Raw genomic sequence first — 18,582 nt, 5'->3', positions numbered from 1 at the left:
GCGGTCCCACCGGCCCCGCGGCCTTCGTGCACGTCTTCGGTTCTGCCCAGCGAGGGCTCTGCCCACTGAGATTCTGCGCCGGTCGAGGGCTCTGCCCGTCAGGCGCTGTCACCCGATCGGAGGTTCCGCCTCCACCCGGGCCATGCCCTCACCCGTTCGGCTCCGTGGTCCGGTCGCTCTCCAGTCCGCGTGGACGGGGATCAGACCGAGCCCCCAGCCGCCGGCCGCGAGCAGCCCCAGCGCGGCACCGTCCGGCAGCGGCCCCCGGGCGACCAGCAGCCACCAGCCGAGCGCACCGGTCAAGAACAACAGGACCCATCGGACCCACCGGGGAGACGACCGCCGTCGGGACACCAGGCGCCCCAGGCGTATTCGGGCCTCGGTGTACGCCACCGCAGCTCTCCGCACGACCGCCTCCTTCGCTCGCCCCGGGCACCAGGCGCCCGGAAGTCGAGGCCGGAGTCAGGCGGCGACCACGTCCATCGCGGCGGCCTTGGGCGAGAGGTTCGCCCGGTCGGTGCCGGGGGCGGGCAGCGGTACCGGTTCGAGGACCGGCCTCAGCAGTTCACCTTCGGAGAGGGTGGCCATCGCCGCAAGTTCGGCGAGCGACAGTTCGTCGCTGACCTCGCGCATGACCTCGGACATCCGGACGTCGAGTGCGTCGCAGATGGCGGAGAGCAGCTCCGAGGAGGCCTCCTTCTGCCCCCGCTCGACCTCGGAGAGGTAACCGAGCGAAACCCTGGCGGCTGCCGACACCTCGCGGAGTGTGCGGCCCTGGCGCTGGCGCTGCCGACGCAGTACATCGCCCAGTAGGCGACGAAGCAGGATCATCGGTGCCTCCCTCCTCGGACTGCGGATCGAGATGTCACGTCCCCACCGTACCGCCTTGCCCGCTTCGCGTGCGGGGACCATGGTCGTGTTCACTCTGGGCTGCAAGGCTGTCCCCTCCCCATTTTCGGTGCCGCGCCCGGGCCGTCGAGCCCCTCGTCGTGCCCTCCGCGCGGCACCCGGCCACCGCTGCGCCATTCCTTCGCCACCTGGTTTCTGCCCAACCAGGCCCTCCGATGTAACACGATCCTCCAGCTGTGCCATACCCGTGCGCCAGCTCGGCAGATCTCGGTTCGGTGGAGATCTTGGGTAGGCGGTCTCTCCCGAAGCCCTGCCGCGACGGCGCCGTACCGGGCCGGCGGCGGGTGGACGACAGGGTCAGTGCGTGTCCGAACCGGACGGAAGCCGCCCGACGAGCAGCTCCAGAGCGGCGGTCACCGCCCTGTGACGGATTGTGGCACGCTCCCCCGACAGCCGTGGCGAACTGACCAGACTTCCCCCCGGACCGGCGACGGCAAGGTGTACGGTGCCCACCGGCTGCCCGTCCTGCGGCTCCGGCCCGGCCACTCCGGTCGTCGCGAGCCCGTACGTGGCGCCCAGCAGCCGCCGCACCCCCTCGGCCATCTGCCGCGCCACCACCGGGTGCACCGGGCCGTGGACGGCCAGCAGGCCCTCGTCGACGCCGAGCACCGAGGCCTTCAGCTCGGTCGCGTACGCGGTGACCGACCCCCGGAAGGTCCGGGACGCCCCGGGGACGTCCACCAGGACGGCGGCCAGCAGGCCGCCGGTGAGCGACTCGGCGACCGCCAGGGTGCTGCCCTCGCCGCGCAGCACGGCGTGCGCCCGCGCGGCCAGCTCGTAGTCGGCGCCCGCCGAGCCGCTCCCCGCGCCGGTCGGCGCCCCCGTGCCCACCTGGTCCACCCCGAAGCCCCCGTCCACCCCGTCCACCCCGAACACTCCATCCACCCCGAACAGTCCGTCCGCCGCGTCCACTCCGGGATCCCCCTTCACCGGTCGGCGCGCGCCGCCGCCAGCCCCTCGCGGCGCAGTCGCAGCGCCTGTCCGACGTAGTCCAGCGCGGTGCCCACGGTCAGCAGCACCGCCAGCGCCATCAGCACGGCCCGGGCGGTGGCCAGCCAGCCGGTCAGCTCCAGCACGTACATGCCCACCGCGATGCCCTGGGTGAGCGTCTTCAGCTTGCCGCCCCGGCTGGCCGGGATCACGCCGTACCGGATCACCCAGAACCGCATCAGGGTGATGCCGAGCTCGCGCGCCAGGATCACCACCGTGACCCACCACGGCAGGTCGCCCAGGATGGACAGGCCGATCAGCGCCGAGCCCATGATCGCCTTGTCGGCGATCGGGTCGGCGATCTTGCCGAAGTCCGTGACCAGGCCCTTGCGACGGGCCAGCTCGCCGTCGAAGAGGTCGGTGATCATCGCGACGGCGAAGGAGGCCCAGGCCACCGCGCGCCACTTCGGGTCGTGGCCGCCGTCGGCGAAGAGCAGCGCGACGAAGACCGGCACCAGCAGCAGCCGGAGCATCGTGAGCATGTTCGCGATGTTCCAGATGCCCGGCGCCGGAGGCACCGCGGCCTCCGGTCTGCCCGGGTGGGCCGCGGTCGGGGCGCCGGGCCCCTTGGTCATTCCCCGGCTCCTACGGCCTGGGCTCCCGCGAGCCTGGGCACCCGGACCTGCTCCAGCGCCTCGGCGACCAGGTCGACGCCCTCGCTGGCGACCACCCGGGCCCGGTAGAACTGGCCGATCTCGGGGTTCTCGACCCCGGTGAGCGCGGTGAGGCCGTCCGTCTCGGGGGCCTGGTGGGCGGCGCGGCCCTCGACCAGGTCGCCCTCCACGGACTCGATCAGCACCTCGACCTCGGTGCCGATCCGCTCCTCGGCCCGCTGGGCGGTCATCTCCTCGGCCAGCCGGGTCAGCCGGTTCAGCCGGTCCGCCACGACGTCCTCGGGCAGCTTGCCGTCATAGGTCGCGGCCTCGGTGCCGTCCTCGTCGGAGTAGCCGAAGACGCCGATCGCGTCCAGGCCGGCGTTGGTGACGAAGCGCTCCAGCTCGGCGAAGTCCTCCTCGGTCTCACCGGGGAAGCCGACGATGAAGTTGGACCGGGCGCCGGCCTGCGGGGCCTTGCCGCGGATCGTCCCGAGCAGCTCCAGGAACTGGTCGGTGGAGCCGAAGCGGCGCATCCGGCGCAGCACGGCGGGCGCGGAGTGCTGGAAGGACAGGTCGAAGTACGGCACCACGTCGGTGGTCCCGGTCATCGCGTCGATCAGGCCGGGCCGCATCTCGGCGGGCTGCAGGTAGGAGACCCGGACCCGCTCGACACCCTCGATCGAGGAGATCTCGCCGAGCAGCGTCTCCAGCAGCCGGATGTCGCCGAGGTCCTTGCCGTACGAGGTGTTGTTCTCGCTGACCAGGACGACCTCGCGGACGCCCTCGCCGGCCAGCCACTGGGCCTCGTGCAGGACGTCGGAGGGGCGGCGGGAGACGAACGAGCCGCGGAAGGCCGGGATGGCGCAGAAGGAGCAGCGCCGGTCGCAGCCGGAGGCGAGCTTCACCGAGGCGACCGGGCTGTCGTCCAGCCGCTTGCGCAGGGTGCGCGGGCCGGAGGCCGGCGCGAGGCCCGCCGGGAGGTCCTCGGGGGCGCCGTGGCCGGGCAGCGCGATCTCGGCGGCGGCGGCCTGGCGCTCGACCGGGCTGAGCGGCAGCAGCTTGCGGCGGTCGCGCGGGATGTGCGAGGCGTGGTGGCCGCCGGAGAGGATGGTCTGCAGGCGGTCGGAGATGTCGGCGTAGTCGTCGAAACCGAGCACGCCGTCGGCCTCGGGCAGCGCCTCGGCCAGCTCCTTGCCGTAGCGCTCGGCCATGCAGCCGACCGCGACGACGGCCTGGGTGCGGCCGTGCCCCTTGAGGTCGTTGGCCTCCAGCAGGGCGTCGACGGAGTCCTTCTTGGCGGCTTCGACAAAGCCGCAGGTGTTCACGACGGCGACATCGGCTTCGGCGGCATCGTCGACCAGGGACCAGCCGTCGGCCTCCAGTCGCCCGGCGAGTTCCTCGGAGTCCACCTCGTTGCGGGCGCATCCGAGCGTGACAAGGGCGACAGTACGGCGTTCAGGCATAGGGCCAAGATTAACGCGCGGCCCCCGGTGCCGTTCGCCCCGGAGGCCGCGCGCCTCGCTTTGCCCGGCCTCCGCCGGGTCTCGACCCCGTCGTGGTCAGCCAGCCTGCGGGTCGCCGGGGGTGTACGTGACGTGCACCACCTGGCCGTTCTTGCCCGCCGGACCGAGGTCCTTGCCGTTGACGTACACGTGCACGGCCCCGGCGTTGCCGATCACCAGCTTGATCTGCTTGGGGTCGGTGAAGGTCTGGTCCTGACCCTCCTCGATGTTGTTCTGGAACAGCGACTTGCCGGCGCCGTCCAGGGCGGACACCCAGCTGGTGTCCTTCTCGGCGACCAGCTTCACGGTGACCTTGTCGGCCGGGGCGGCGGCGATCGCCGCGACGCTGGGCGCCGGGGCGGGCGGCTGCACGCTGGGCGAGGGCGCCGGGGCCACCGAGCCGGTGCCGGAGCCGCTGGGCAGCGGCGCACTGGCGGAGCCGGTGGTGGAGCCGCCCGTCTTGCCGCTGACCAGGTTGAAGCCGATCAGGGCGACCACGGCGACGATCGCGGCGACCATGGCGGCCGTCCAGTTCGGCCGACGGCGGTCGGTGACCTTGATCGGCCCGGTGTCCAGCAGCTGGGCCGGACGCCGCTGGGCCGGGGCGCCGCCGTGCGCGGCGTCGTAGCGGGCGACGAGCTCCTCGCCGTCCACGCCGACCGCACGGGCGATCGCACGGATATGGCCACGGGCGTAGAAATCGCCGCCGCAGCGGCCGAAGTCGTCCTCCTCGATGGCATGCACGATCGGCACCCGGACGCGGGTGCTGCTACTCACCTGATCCACCGTGAGCCCGGCGTCGATCCGGGCGACGGACAGCACCCGGCCGATGCTCGGGGCATCGGCCGCGTGCTCCGCGCCGGCCGGGTGGGCGGACGTCGGGGCGTTCTCGCGGTCGGGGGACTTGCCGATGGTCACGGGGCACGCCTTTCGAGCGGATGGCCACCTGCTGGAGAACAGTCTAGGGGCGCGGGCGGATCGTTTCTCAAGCGGAATAGGACCGAATGCGCGGACCCGTCCGGGCCGGGGCCCGTTCCCGCGCTGACCTGGCATCAACGCGGGTGGAGGCCGTGCAACCAGGCCGCTTTGCGGCCTGTGACGCCGTGTACGCCCGTTCGGTTCCGTACACCGCGCCTACCCCCCTCCGAACGGGTGAACCGGATCGGAGGTCACCTTCGGTGCGCACCCGTCTCAACCCCGGATGCCCACGATGATGCCGTCGAGCTCGTCCGGTGTGACGAGCACGTCGCGGGCCTTGGAGCCCTCGCTGGGACCGACGATCCCACGCGACTCCATCAGGTCCATCAGCCGGCCCGCCTTGGCGAAGCCGACCCGCAGCTTGCGCTGGAGCATCGAGGTGGAGCCGAACTGGGTGGAGACCACCAGCTCGGCCGCCTGGATCAACAGGTCGAGGTCGTCGCCGATCTCCTCGTCGATCTCCTTCTTCGGCCCGCCGCCGACCGTCACGTCGTCCCGGTAGGCGGCCGCCAGCTGGTCCTTGCAGTGCTGGACCACGGCGGCGATCTCCGCCTCGGTGACGAACGCGCCCTGCATCCGGATCGGCTTGCTGGCGCCCATCGGGAGGAAGAGCGCGTCGCCCTTGCCGATCAGCTTCTCCGCGCCGGGCTGGTCCAGGATGACCCGGGAGTCGGCCATCGCCGAGGTTGCGAACGCCAGCCGGGACGGCACGTTGGCCTTGATCAGACCGGTGACCACGTCCACCGAGGGCCGCTGGGTCGCCAGCACCAGGTGGATGCCGGCCGCACGGGCGAGCTGGGTGATCCGGACCACCGAGTCCTCGACGTCGCGCGGGGCGACCATCATCAGGTCGGCCAGCTCGTCGACGATCACCAGCAGGTACGGGTACGGCGTCAGCTCGCGCTCGCTGCCGAGCGGCGGGGTGACCTTGCCGGCCTTCACCGCCGCGTTGAAGTCGTCCACGTGCCGGAACCCGAACGCGGCGAGGTCGTCGTAGCGCAGGTCCATCTCGCGCACCACCCACTGGAGGGCCTCGGCGGCCTTCTTCGGGTTGGTGATGATCGGCGTGATCAGGTGCGGGATGCCCTCGTAGGCCGTCAGCTCGACCCGCTTGGGGTCGACCAGCACCATCCGGACCTCGTCCGGGGTGGCCCGCGCCAGCACCGAGGTGATCAGGCAGTTGATGCAGGAGGACTTGCCCGCGCCGGTCGCGCCGGCCACCAGGATGTGCGGCATCTTGGCGAGGTTGGCCATCACGGTGTGGCCCTCGACGTCCTTGCCCATGCCGACCAGCATCGGGTGCGAGTCGTCGGCGGCCGCGCGCGAGCGCAGCAGGTCGCCGAGGTTGACCATCTCCCGGTCGAGGTTGGGGATCTCGATCCCGACCGCCGACTTTCCGGGGATCGGGCTGATGATCCGCACGTCCGCGCTGGCCACCGCGTAGGCGATGTTCTTGGCGAGCGCGGTGATCCGCTCGACCTTGACGGCGGGGCCGAGCTCGACCTCGTAGCGGGTGACCGTCGGGCCCCGGGTGAAGCCGGTGACCCGGGCGTCCACCTTGAACTCGGCGAAGACGCCGGTGAGCTGGGCGACCACGTCGTCGTTGAGCTTGCTGCGGGTCTTGCCGGGGCCGCCGCGCTCCAGCAGGTCCAGGGAGGGCAGCGCGTAGGTGATGTCGCCGGAGAGCTGGAGCTGCTCCATCCGCACCGGCGCCGGGCCGTGCTCCTCGGGCGCGGCCTGGCCGCCGGCGCGGGCGGCCGGGACGGCCGGCTCCTCCGGCGGGGCGGTGCGGTCCTGCACCTGGTGCATCATGTCCGCCACCGCGGAGGAGGCTGGCACGCCGTAGACCAGCGCGCCGTCCAGGTCGGCGGCCGCTCCGGCGGCGAGGTTGCGGGTGGCGTACGGGTCCTCGGGGTCCTTCACGAACATGTCGGGGACGGCGGAGGCGAGCTCCTGCTCGTCCGGCTGCTTGCGCCGGCGGCGCCGGCGGCGGGCGGCGATCTCGTCCGGCGGGCCGTCGCCGTCGGTGTCCACCGTGAAGGGCAGCGCCGAGGGGTCGGCGTCCTCGGGCGGCTCGGTGGACGGCTCCCACTCCGGCGCACGCCCGTCGGCCGATTCGTCCTGCGGGCGGGGCTCGACCACGCCGAGCCGGACGCCGACCGCGCGCAGCCGCTCGGGGATCCGGTTGAGCGGGGTGGCGGTGACCACCAGCAGGCCGAAGAAGGCCAGCAACAGCAGCAGCGGCACCGCGAGCGCGGGCCCGGCGGCGGCCATCATCGGGGTGGACGCGGCCCAGCCGAGGATGCCGCCGGCCGACCTTATCCGGGTCGCGCCGCTGCCCATCATGGGGGCGCCGCAGCCGATGTGGACCAGGCCGAGGACGCCGACCAGCAGCGCGCTCAGGCCGATCATGATCCGGCCGTTGGCCTCCGGCAGCTCCGGGTGGCGGATCAGCCGGATCGCCACCGCCGCGAGCAGGAACGGCACCAGCACGTCCAGCCGGCCGAACAGCCCGGACACCACGTTGGTGGCCGCCTGGCCCAGCCAGCCCTGCGGGCTGAACCACGTCCCGGCGGCGGTGACCAGCGCGAGCGCGAACAGCAGCAGGCCGACGCCGTCCTTGCGGTGGGCCGGGTCCAGGTTCTTGGCGCCGTCGCCGAAGCCCCGGAACACGGCGCCGACGCCGTGCGCCAGGCCGAGCCAGACGGCGCGCACGGCGCGGAAGAGTATCGGCTTCGGCGGGGGCGGCGCGGCCGGAGCCGGCTTGACCGCCGCCTTCTTCGCCGGGGCGGCCTTCTTGACGGCCGCCTTCTTCGCGGGCGGCTTGGCCGGAGCCTTCGCCGCGGCCTTCTTGGACGGTCCCGGACTCGAGTTGCGTGCCGCGCTTCCGGGCGTACGTGTGGCCATGGCTCAGCAGCCTACCGGCGCCGACACCCCGTGCACATGCGGCCGAGCCGGGGGGCTCGGCCGTGTCGCAGACACACCGTCATGCTGATCCGTTTTCATCCGGACGGCGGAAACCGACCGGCTTTCAGTCCGTCCCCGGGCGGAGCGCCTCCAGGGCGCGCCGCAGCTCCGCGAGCCTGCGCTCCAGGTGCGCCGCGGTCGCGGCCGCCCCGCCGTGCTCGGCGCCGTCCAGCTGCTTGCCGAGTGCCTCGGCCTGCTCCTCCACGGACGCCAGCCGGGCCGACAGCTCGCCGAGCAGCGCACCGCCGATGGCCGGCCGGTTCTCGCCGGCCTCCAGCTGTAGGCGCAGCAGCGCGGCCTGCTCCTTGAGCTGGCAGTTCTTCACATAGAGGTCGACGAAGACCGAGACCTTGGCCCGCAGCACCCAGGGGTCGAAGGGTTTGGAGATGTAGTCGACCGCGCCGGCCGCGTAGCCCCGGAACGTATGGTGCGGTCCGTGGTTGATCGCGGTCAGGAAGATGATCGGGATGTCCCGGGTGCGCTCGCGCCGCTTGATGTGCGCGGCGGTCTCGAAGCCGTCCATCCCGGGCATCTGGACGTCCAGCAGGATCACCGCGAAGTCGTCGGTGAGCAGCGCCTTGAGCGCCTCCTCGCCGGACGCGGCACGGACCAGCGTCTGGTCCAACGCGGAGAGGATCGCCTCCAGCGCCAGCAGGTTCTCCGGCCGGTCGTCGACCAGGAGGATCTTCGCCTTTTGCATTACGACCCGCCCTCCTGACGTCTGACTGCCTGGGGAAGGCACCCGCGTACTGCCCACCACTACCCCGGTCATGCTAGCCGCACCCCCTCGCCCGGCACATCGCTCCGTCGCGAGATGATCCGGAGCGGCGCGCATCCAGTGCACCGGCGCACGCTCAGCAGCGTGTTGCCATCCGGTCACTGTTCGCAACGATCGGTGACCCTACCCGGTTCCCGCCCCTCCCCGCCAGCAAACCGGCCCCCCGGCTGGCGCGAAGCACGGAGCGGACCTCGCGCTTCGCGCCCCCGGCGGGTCGGGCCTGCCGTCAGTCGCGGTGCAGGCGCTGGCGCATCACCGCGAGCAGGTGGTCGGTCTCCACCGGCTTGGTGATGTGGTCGGTGGCGCCGGCCTCCAGGGACTTCTCGCGGTCGCCCTTCATCGCCTTGGCGGTCAGCGCGATGATCGGCAGCCCGGCGAACTGGGGCATCCGCCGGATCGCCTCGGTGGTCGCGTAGCCGTCCATCTCCGGCATCATGATGTCCATCAGGACCAGCGCGACGTTCTCGTGCTGCTCCAGCATCTCGATGCCCTCGCGGCCGTTCTCGGCGTACAGGACGGTCAGGCCGTGCTGCTCCAGCACGCTGGTGAGGGCGAAGACGTTGCGGACGTCGTCGTCCACGATCAGCACCTGCTCGCCGTCGAAGCGGGCGGCCACCCGACCGGACGGACGGACCGCCGTGGTGGGCACCGACGTGAGGCCCGGGCCCTCCAGGGCGGCCGCGCGGCGGCGCTCGACGGCGCCCCGGCGGCGCTCCTCGGCGAGTTCGCGGACCTCCTGGGCCCAGTGGTCGGCCGGGTTCTCGCCGACCGGGACGGGCGTGCCGGCCGGGGTGACCCCGACCGCGGCGCGCACCGCGGGGGCGGCCTGGACCGGCTGCCCGGCGCCGGGGAGCTCGGCGGCCTCGGTGCGCAGCGGCAGGTACAGGGTGAAGGTCGAGCCCTTGCCGAGCTCGCTCTCGGCGTGGATCTCACCGCCCAGCAGCCGGGCGATCTCCCGGCTGATCGACAGGCCGAGGCCGGTGCCGCCGTACTTGCGGCTGGTGGTGCCGTCGGCCTGCTTGAACGCCTCGAAGATCTCCCGCAGCTTGTTGCCGGGGATGCCGATGCCGGTGTCGGAGACCGAGAAGGCGATCAGCGCGTCGTCCGGGTCCTTGATCGCCCCGGACTCCAGCAGCCGCTCGCGGACGTGCTGCGGGACGTCCGGGCCGGCCGGGCTGATCGAGAAGTCGACGGCCCCGGCGTCGGTGAACTTGACCGCGTTGGAGATCAGGTTGCGCAGCACCTGCTGGAGCCGCTGCTCGTCGGTGTGCAGGGTGACCGGCAGGGCGGGCGAGACCCGGACGGCGAAGTCCAGGTTCTTGTCCACCGCGACCGGCTGGAAGGTCGCCTCGACGTAGTCCACCAGCTGGACCAGGGCGATCCGCGCCGGGCGGACGTCCATCTTGCCGGCCTCGACCTTGGACAGGTCGAGGATGTCGTTGATCAGCTGGAGCAGGTCGGAGCCGGCGCCGTGGATGGTGTCGGCGAACTCGACCTGCTTGGGCGAGAGGTTGCCCTCGTTGTTGTCGGAGAGCAGCTTGGCCAGGATCAGCAGCGAGTTGAGCGGGGTGCGCAGCTCGTGAGACATGTTGGCGAGGAACTCGCTCTTGTAGCGGGAGGCGAGGGCGAGCTGTTCGGCGCGCTCCTCCAGGACCTGCCGGGCCTCCTCGATCTCGCTGTTCTTGATCTCGATGTCGCGGTTCTGCTGGGCGAGTTGCTCGGCCTTCTCCTGCAACTCCTCGTTGGTGCGCTCCAGCTCCTCCTGGCGGGCCTCCAACTCGGCCGACCGCATGGAGAGTTCCGCGGTGAGCCGCTGGGACTCCAGCAGCAGCCCCTCGGTCTTGGTGTTGACGCTGATGGTGTTGACGGTGACGCCGATCAGGTCGGCGATCTGGTTGAGGAAGTCCAGCGCGACGGTGGTGAAGGAGCTGAAGGTGGCCAGCTCGATCACGCCCAGCAGCCGGCCCTCGAACAGCACCGGCAGGACGACGATGTGGGCCGGCGAGGCCTCGCCGAGACCCGAGGCGATCTTGAGGTACCCGGGCGGCGCCTCCTTGAGGATGATCGAGCGCTTCTCCACCGCGGCCTGACCGATCAGCGACTCGCCGGGCCGGAAGGTCGTCGGCATCGCCCGGCGCTGGTAGCCGTAACTGCCGATCAGCCGCAGCACGGTGTCGTTCTCGTCGTCGTCCTCGGTGATCAGCTCGGCGGTGCGGCCGGCCGGCTGGGCCAGGAAGAAGGCGCCGTGCTGGGCGGAGACCACCGGGGTCAGCTCGGTCATGATCAGCGAGGCGACCGCCTCCAGGTCCCGGCGGCCCTGCAGCAGGCCGGAGATCCGGGCCAGGTTGGTCTTCAGCCAGTCCTGCTCCTGGTTGGTGCGGGTGGTCTCGCGCAGGTTGGCGATCATCTGGTTGATGTTGTCCTTGAGCTCGTCGAGCTCCCCGGACGCGTCCACGTCGATCCGCAGCGAGAGGTCGCCCCTGGTCACGGCGGTGGCCACCTGGGCGATCGCGCGCACCTGCCGGGTCAGGTTGTTGGCCAGCTCGTTCACCGACTCGGTGAGGTCCTGCCAGGTGCCGTCCACCCCGGGGACGCGGGCCTGGCCGCCGAGGCGGCCGTCGGTGCCCACCTCGCGGGCCACCCGGGTCACCTCGTCGGCGAACGCCGAGAGCTGGTCGACCATGGTGTTGATGCTGGTCTTGAGCTCCAGGATCTCGCCCCGCGCGTCCACGTCGATCTTCTGCGAGAGGTCACCGCGGGCCACCGCCGTGATCACCAGGGCGATGTTGCGGACCTGGCCGGTCAGGTTGTTGGCCATCAGGTTGACGTTGTCGGTCAGGTCCTTCCAGATCCCGGCCACGCCCGGCACCCCGGCCTGGCCGCCCAGGATGCCGTCGGTACCCACCTCGCGGGCCACCCTGGTGACCTGCACCGCGAACGCGGAGAGCTGGTCGACCATGGTGTTCAGGGTGCCGGCCAGCGCCGCGACCTCGCCCTGCGCCTCGATGTCGATCTTCTTGGAGAGGTCGCCGCGGGCCACCGCGGTGGCGACCTCGGCGATGTTCCGCACCTGGCTGGTCAGGTTGGAGGCCATGAAGTTGACGTTGTCGGTCAGGTCCTTCCAGATGCCCGACACCCCGCGCACCCGCGCCTGGCCGCCCAGGATCCCCTCGGTGCCCACCTCGCGCGCCACCCGGGTCACCTCGTCGGCGAACGCCGACAGCTGGTCGACCATCGTGTTGACGGTGGTGACCAGCTCCAGGATCTCGCCGCGGGCGTCGACGGTGATCTTCTTCGAGACGTCGCCGCGGGCCACCGCGGTGGTCACCTCGGCGATGTTGCGGACCTGGCTGGTCAGGTTGTTGGCCATCAGGTTGACGCTGTTGGTCAGGTCCTTCCAGGTGCCGGACACCCCCGGCACGCTCGCCTGCCCGCCGAGGATGCCCTCGGTGCCGACGTCCCGGGCGACCCGGGTCACCTCGTCCGCGAACGCCCCCAGCTGGTCCACCATCGTGTTGATGGTGTTCTTCAGCTCCAGGATCTCGCCCCGCGCGTCCACCTGGATCTTCTGCGACAGGTCGCCCTTGGCGACCGCGGTGGTCACCTGGGCGATGTTGCGCACCTGATCGGTGAGGTTGTTCGCCATGAAGTTGACGTTGTCGGTCAGGTCCCGCCAGACCCCGGCCGCGCCCGGCACCTGCGCCTGACCCCCGAGCCGCCCCTCGGTGCCCACCTGGCGGGCCACCCGGGTCACCTGCTCAGCGAAGCCGGAGAGCTGGTCCACCATCGTGTTGATGGTGTTCTTCAGCTCCAGGATCTCGCCCCGCGCGTCCACCTCGATCTTCTGCGAGAGGTCCCCGCGCGCCACCGCGGTGGTCACCTGGGCGATGTTGCGCACCTGGCCGGTCAGGTTGTCGGCCATGAAGTTCACCGAGTCGGTCAGGTCCCGCCAGACCCCGGCGACGCCCGGCACCTGCGCCTGACCCCCGAGCCGGCCCTCCGTCCCGACGTCCCGGGCCACCCGGGTGACCTGCGCGGCAAAGCCGTTGAGCTGGTCCACCATCGTGTTGACGGTGTTCTTCAGCTCCAGCATCTCGCCGGCCACCTCGACCGTGACCTTGCGCGAGAGGTCGCCCTTGGCCACCGCGGTGGTCACCTGGGCGATGTTGCGCACCTGCGCCGTCAGCCGGCCCGCCATGGTGTTGACCGAGTCCGCCAGGTCCTTCCAGCTGCCCGAGACGCTGCGCACCTTGGCCTGGCCGCCGAGCTTGCCCTCGGTGCCGACCTCGATCGCCACCCGGGTCACCTCGTCGGTGAACTCCGACAGCTGGTCCACCAGCCCGTTGACGGTCCGCCCGATCTTCAGGTACTCGCCGCGCAGCGGGTGGCTCACCCCGTTGCTGTGCAGCGAGCGGAGCTCCATCTTCTGGTCCAGGTCGCCCTCGGCGATCGAGGCCAGCACCCGGCCCACCTCGGCCATCGGCCGGGCCAGGTCATCGATCAGCGCATTGCAGTTGTCGACCGCGGCCATCCAGGCGCCCTCGCCCGCGCCGGTCTCCAGCCGCTCGTTCAGCCGGCCCTCGCGGCCCACCGCCCGGCGGACCCGGGCCAGTTCGCCCGTCAGGTGCTGGTTCCGCTCGGCGACCTCGTTGAACACCGCCGCGATCTCCGCGAGCGGACCGTCCCCCGGCACCGTCAGCCGGCGCCGGAAGTTGCCGTCCCGCATCGCGGTCAGCGCGGCCAGCAACTTGCGCAGCTCGGCCGGCTCGGCGCCCCGGTTGTGGTTCACTCGCCGACCGGCCGCGCTCCGCGGCGCGGCCCCGGGCCGCCCGCCGCGCGGAGCCGGCGGCGTCGTACCGGTTGCGTCCTTGGTGGCCGAACTCAACGGGACCCTCCCACATCGTGAACTGTCCGGTGACCGCCCCGCGCCCCATCGGGCCCCGGCCCGGCCACCGGCCCGGCGCAACTGCGCACCGGCGGCCCTCTCGGCGCACCGGCACCCGCAACGACCGTACTGCCCGACCGGCCCTCGCGGACCCCCCAGTCTGGCAGCACCGGCGCCGGGTATACGGCCGGTTGCGCTCGGTTGGTACCGCCCCGGCCGAAACAGGTGGGCAGAATCACCCTCAGGTGCCTGTTTCGCCGCCCCGCCCCCACGGGGAACCAACCGGAAAGTAGGGTGGAGCGCTGCACCGGGCCACGACCCGCCCCAGCGCCGCCGCCCGCCCGGCCGGCGCGCCGGGAGTCGGCGCCGCACCGGGGACAGCCAGGGCCAGAGCAGAGGAGAAGTGGCAACGTGGTCACCGCGCGCGCAGCCGCCACCTTCGAACCCGTCGGCCGCTCCGCAGGCGCCGCCCGCGGCTTCGTCCGGGACGCCCTGCTGGGCTGGGGCCTGCCCGAGGTCGTCGACGACGCCGTCGTCCTGGTCAGCGAACTCGTCACCAACGCCGTGGTGCACGCCGGCACGGCCGCCGAGGTCTGCTGTCTGCGGGAGGAGGAGACCGTCCGGATCGAGGTCACCGACCACCACCCCGAACGCGGCCTCCCCTCCTTCGCCGACGTCCCCGTCACCGCCTCCGACCGCTACGCCGACCCCGACGGCGAGGGCGGCCGCGGCCTGTTGATGTGCTCCGCCCTCGCCGAGCGCTGGGGCGTCGAGTACTCCGCCGGCCGCAAGACCGTCTGGTTCCGCCTCGCCCTGCCCGCCCACGTGATCGGCACCCGGTACGCGGTACCCGCCACCCCGGGCAGCGAACTGCCCAGCACCGCGGGCCCGGTGCACGTCGCGGTGGTCCAACTCGACGACGACGGCCGGGTCCTCGCCTGGAACCCGGACGCCGAGGCGCTCTTCCAGCACCCCGCCGGCGCCGTGCTCGGCCTGCCCTGGGCCGACCTCGCCGCCTGGCCGCAGTCCCCCGGCATCGGCCTCGGTCTGGCCGAGACCCTCCGACTGGCCCGCTGGGAGGGCAGCTTCGGCCTGCGCCGCGCCGACGGCCAGACCATCGACGTGTACGGCGTCCAGGTCCGCATCCGCGACACCGAGGGCATCCCGTCCACGCTCTGCCTGCTGGTCCGCGAGCCCGACCGCGCGGTCCTGCGCTCCCCCGCCCGCGGCCTGCCCGCCGACGCCCCCGACCCGACCGGCACCCGGCTCGACCTGCTCTCCGGACCTGCCCTCAGCGACGACCTCGACGCCCTGCTCCAGCGCACCGTCGAACGCGCCCGCGACCTGCTCGACGCCGACGCCGCCTACGTGCTGCTCACCACCGACGACGAGACCGAGTTCGAGGTACGGGCCGCGACCGGGCTCACCTCCGGCCACCGCCGGCACACCCGTTTCCCGGTCGAGAGCGGCAACCGCTACGACTCCGCCCGGCTGCCCTCCGTCCACGAGGACCTCGCCACCCGCCCCACCGGCCTGCCGGTCCTCACCGGCAGCGGCATGCGCTCGCTGCTCACCGTCCCGCTCAAGGTCGAGGGCCGCCTGATCGGCTCGCTCGGCATCGCGGCCGCCACGCCCGGCCGTTACGACAACGAGGACGCGCTGCGCGTCCAGTTCGCCGCCGACCGGGTCGCCCTCGCCGTCGAGAGCGCCCGGCTGACCGAGCTCGAACGACTGCGCCGCGGCTCGCTCTCCTTCCTCGTGGAGGCCTCCGACCTGCTGGCCGGCACCCTCGAACACGAGCAGACCCTCGCCCTGATGGCCCAGATGGCCGTCCCCACCCTGGCCTCCTGGTGCGCCGTCTACACCAACGGCGACCACGGCGCGGCCGCCTCGCTGGCCTTCGTCCTGCACGAGGACGAGGACCGCATCGACCCGCTGCGCGCCCTGCTCGACAAGACCTCCGCCCCGGACTCCGGCCCCAACCACGGCGCCCGGTTCTGGACCGCTCCGGTCGACACCGCCCGCGCCGCCGGACTCACCGAGAGCCCCGAACTCTCCGGCCTGCTCGGCGAGACGGTGGTCCTGCCGCTCGTCGCCCGCAACCGGGTCATCGGCCTGCTCGCACTCGGCACCCCGGCCGGCGTCAGATTCCGCCAGGAGATCCTGGAGCTCGCCGAGGACCTCTCCCGCCGGGCGGCCCTGGCCCTCGACAACTCGCGCCTCTACTCCGAGCGCACCGCCACCAGCCAGGCCCTGCAACGCAGCCTGCTGCCGCCGGAGCTGCCCGAGATCCCGGGCGTCGAGGTGGACGTCTACTACCAGGCCGCCGGCGAGGGCAACGAGGTCGGCGGGGACTTCTACGACCTGTTCACCATTCGCGAGGGCACCTACGGCTTCGCCATCGGCGACGTCTGCGGCACCGGCCCCGAGGCCGCCTCCGTCACCGGCCTCGCCCGGCACTCGCTGCGCCTGCTCGCCCGCGAGGGCCTGGACGCCCCGCAGGTCCTCAGCCGGCTCAACGCGGCCATCCTGGACGAGGGTTCGCGCAGCCGATTCCTGACCCTGCTGTACGGCGAGATGACGCCCCGGCCGGACGGCAGCACCGAGCTCTCGATGGTCTGCGCCGGCCACCCGCTGCCGCTTCGGCTGCGCACCGACGGCCAGGTCGACCGGGCCGCCACACCTCAGCCGCTGCTCGGAGTGATGGACGAACTCGACCTGACCGCCGAGCACTTGGTGCTCGCACCCGGCGAGGTCCTGCTCTGCGTCACCGACGGCGTCACCGAACGCCGGGAGGGCCTGCGAATGCTGGGCGACGACGGCCTGGCGGAGGTGCTCACCGGTTGCACCGGCCTGACCGCGGGAGCGGTGGCCCTGCGGGTCCAGCGGGCCGTCGAGCGCTTCGCCCCGGAGCCGCCGTCCGACGACATGGCGATCCTCACCCTCCGGGTGCCCACCCAGCGCGTGGGCTGACCGCGGCTGTCCGCCGACCGGCCGACCGTGAGCGTTCGACAGCTGACGGCGCCGCAAATTGTACGATTCACAAGGGTACAAGCCAGCCGGGCCGGGTACACCGATCTCACCGGGGAATCCCCCGGAGGGGACACGACCAGCGGCTTTCGCGCTGGCCCATCATTCTGACCGCAGCCGTCGCACGCTCCAGCCGTGCGCCCTCGGCGCGGTCGCGCGCATCCACCTCATCGAACACCCACTTGCGTTGACAGCGCCCTGCGCGCGCCCAGAGTGAAAGGAGCCTCCGGTGAGCAACGAAGCTTCCGGGGCACAGAACGCCCGTTCCGGAGCCGACGCGGGTAACCTCGGCTACCTCGCCCTCGGCCTGACTCTCCTCGCCTACGGCCTGCTCTCCACTGGCATCTTCAGTGGCACCACGGCCGGCGACGCAGCCTCTCTCGCCCACCTTCTCGGCGGCCTCACCCTGTTCATCGCCGGTCTCTGGCAGCTCCGCGCCGGCGAGGGCTTCACCGGGACGGCCTTCACCAGCCTCGGCGCGTTCTGGGCCACCTGGTCCGTGGCCGGCGGGGCCGGAAAGAACGCGGCGGGACTGTTCCTGCTGCTGTGGGCCCTGCTGGCCCTCACCCTCACCGCGGCCGCCTGGCAGTCCGGCCTGTTCAGCCGCCTCGTCTACGGCCTGCTGACGGTCTCCCTGGCGCTCTCCGCGATCGCCACCTTCACCACCACCGGTGGCCTGGCCAAGTTCGCCGGCTGGGTCGCGGCCGCCTCCGGGCTCGCCGCCTGGTACTGGGCCACCGCCGCGCTGACCAACAGCGCGTGGGGCCGGGCCGCACTGCCGGTCAAGTGATCCGCTAGGCACCGCTGATCCAGTAGGCACCGCTCCTGCACAAGCGGCCGCTCTGGCAGCCGCCGGTGGGCCGGACCCCCTCGTACGGGGTCCGGCCCACCGGCGTCCTGTCGTCGCCACTCCCCCGTCCCGGCGCCTCAGGGGTGTACGGCAGTGCGCTCCTCGGCCGGACTGCCCTCCGACGCGGCCGCCGGCCGCCGGGCCCGCCACCGAGCCGCGGCCGCCTGGGCCGCGTACGCGAACAGCAGGATCGCCAGCGCCACCAGGCCGTCCGCCCAGAAGTGGTTCGCCGTGACCACGACGACCACCACGGTCAGCACCGGGTGGAGCACCATCACCCACCGCAGCGGGCTCGGCGACACCCTGATCACCGCGACCGCCGCCAGCACGCACCAGGCCACGTGCACCGAGGGCATCGCCGACAGCTGGTCGGCCACCACCACCCCGCCGACCGCGCCCCCGTACACCGACTGCCCGTACTCCTTGGCGACGTCCACGAAGCCGCTCCCGGGCAGCATCCGGGGCGGCGCCACCGGGATGAACTGGACCAGCAGACAGATCGCCGTCGTGATCACCACGGTGTTGCGCACCCACGCGTACCGCGCGCGGTACCGGACGAACACCCAGACCAGCACCCCGATCATCACCGCGAAGTGCATGGAGGCGTAGTAGTAGTTCGCCAGCTTCACCAGGGCCGGGCAGGGGGTGACGGCGGCCTGCCAGGACGCCTCGTCCGGCAGCCCCAGCGACAACTCCGTCAGGTGGATCCACGCCGCCCGGTCCAGGGCGTGGTCGGTGCTCATCACGGAGAGGTGCCCGACCAGCTGCCAGAGCGCGAACAGCGCCAACAGCGTGCCGGCCTCCCGCAGCATCGTCGACAGCGGCGTCCGTCTGGCCCGCGCGGCCGCGTACGAGCCGCCGTAGAGAGCGACCGCGGCGCCCCCGGCGGAGTGCCAGGTCAGGGTCAGGTTCTGCAACGGGATCGCGCCTCTCCACCGAGCTCAGATGTGCTGGCAGAGACGTTAACGCAAAAAGACCCCCATCCGAATGGATGGGGGTCTTTTTGGAATGATTGTTCGGCGGCGTCCTACTCTCCCACAGGGTCCCCCCTGCAGTACCATCGGCGCTGTGAGGCTTAGCTTCCGGGTTCGGAATGT

At 72.2% G+C, this 18,582-nt stretch carries 12 protein-coding genes and 1 rRNA gene; 2 read left to right on the top strand and 11 right to left on the bottom strand.

What is annotated here, in order from left to right; translation table 11 throughout:
* Positions 1–108: 108 nt before the first annotated feature.
* The 9 genes from ACGFZP_RS34400 to ACGFZP_RS34360 all read right to left on the bottom strand — a co-directional run bounded on the left by ACGFZP_RS34400 (position 109) and on the right by ACGFZP_RS34360 (position 13,446).
* Positions 109–309 carry a hypothetical protein gene (locus ACGFZP_RS34400; protein ID WP_392940446.1) on the bottom strand — a complete coding sequence of 67 codons (201 nt, stop codon included), beginning with the start codon at positions 307–309 and terminating at the stop codon, positions 109–111.
* A gap of 153 nt (positions 310–462) precedes the next feature.
* Complete coding sequence (locus ACGFZP_RS34395) at positions 463–831, bottom strand: helix-turn-helix domain-containing protein (RefSeq protein ID WP_148642736.1); 369 nt, start codon at positions 829–831, stop codon at positions 463–465.
* Between the two features lie 375 nt (positions 832–1,206).
* Positions 1,207–1,683, bottom strand: a complete 477-nt coding sequence (locus ACGFZP_RS34390) for a CinA family protein (RefSeq protein ID WP_392940621.1) — start codon at positions 1,681–1,683, stop codon at positions 1,207–1,209.
* A 152-nt stretch (positions 1,684–1,835) separates the two neighbouring features.
* Complete coding sequence (gene pgsA / locus ACGFZP_RS34385) at positions 1,836–2,474, bottom strand: CDP-diacylglycerol--glycerol-3-phosphate 3-phosphatidyltransferase (protein WP_392940444.1); 639 nt, start codon at positions 2,472–2,474, stop codon at positions 1,836–1,838.
* Positions 2,471–3,958 carry a 30S ribosomal protein S12 methylthiotransferase RimO gene (gene rimO, locus ACGFZP_RS34380; protein WP_392940443.1) on the bottom strand — a complete coding sequence of 496 codons (1,488 nt, stop codon included), beginning with the start codon at positions 3,956–3,958 and terminating at the stop codon, positions 2,471–2,473. Before rimO ends, pgsA begins: the two co-directional genes overlap by 4 nt.
* A 96-nt stretch (positions 3,959–4,054) precedes the next feature.
* On the bottom strand, positions 4,055–4,915 hold the full coding sequence (locus tag ACGFZP_RS34375; protein WP_392940441.1) for a helix-turn-helix domain-containing protein: 861 nt from the start codon (positions 4,913–4,915) through the stop codon (positions 4,055–4,057).
* A 273-nt stretch (positions 4,916–5,188) separates the two neighbouring features.
* On the bottom strand, positions 5,189–7,882 hold the full coding sequence (locus tag ACGFZP_RS34370) for a DNA translocase FtsK (RefSeq protein ID WP_392940439.1): 2,694 nt from the start codon (positions 7,880–7,882) through the stop codon (positions 5,189–5,191).
* A gap of 124 nt (positions 7,883–8,006) precedes the next feature.
* On the bottom strand, positions 8,007–8,642 hold the full coding sequence (locus tag ACGFZP_RS34365) for a two-component system response regulator (RefSeq protein WP_392940437.1): 636 nt from the start codon (positions 8,640–8,642) through the stop codon (positions 8,007–8,009).
* A 304-nt stretch (positions 8,643–8,946) separates the two neighbouring features.
* Entirely contained in the window at positions 8,947–13,446 is a 4,500-nt protein-coding gene (locus ACGFZP_RS34360) for a HAMP domain-containing protein (RefSeq protein ID WP_392940619.1), read from the bottom strand.
* Between the two features lie 570 nt (positions 13,447–14,016).
* Between ACGFZP_RS34360 and ACGFZP_RS34355 the strand changes: the two genes are divergently transcribed.
* Together ACGFZP_RS34355 and ACGFZP_RS34350 are read left to right on the top strand one after the other, a co-directional pair.
* On the top strand, positions 14,017–16,578 hold the full coding sequence (locus ACGFZP_RS34355; protein ID WP_392940435.1) for a SpoIIE family protein phosphatase: 2,562 nt from the start codon (positions 14,017–14,019) through the stop codon (positions 16,576–16,578).
* Positions 16,579–16,864: 286 nt separating this feature from the next.
* Positions 16,865–17,425 (top strand): acetate uptake transporter, encoded by a 561-nt coding sequence (locus tag ACGFZP_RS34350; protein WP_392940434.1) that lies wholly within the window; start codon positions 16,865–16,867, stop codon positions 17,423–17,425.
* 137 nt (positions 17,426–17,562) lie between these two features.
* Here the strand turns inward: ACGFZP_RS34350 and ACGFZP_RS34345 are convergent, their stop codons facing one another.
* Together ACGFZP_RS34345 and rrf are read right to left on the bottom strand one after the other, a co-directional pair.
* On the bottom strand, positions 17,563–18,402 hold the full coding sequence (locus tag ACGFZP_RS34345; RefSeq protein WP_392940432.1) for a phosphatase PAP2 family protein: 840 nt from the start codon (positions 18,400–18,402) through the stop codon (positions 17,563–17,565).
* 97 nt (positions 18,403–18,499) lie between these two features.
* A 5S ribosomal RNA gene (gene rrf / locus ACGFZP_RS34340) occupies positions 18,500–18,582 on the bottom strand; the annotation flags it as partial.

It is taken from the genome of Kitasatospora sp. NPDC048239, from assembly GCF_043202015.1.
Lineage (GTDB): Bacteria > Actinomycetota > Actinomycetes > Streptomycetales > Streptomycetaceae > Kitasatospora.
This window is presented reverse-complemented; position numbering and strand designations above follow the sequence as displayed.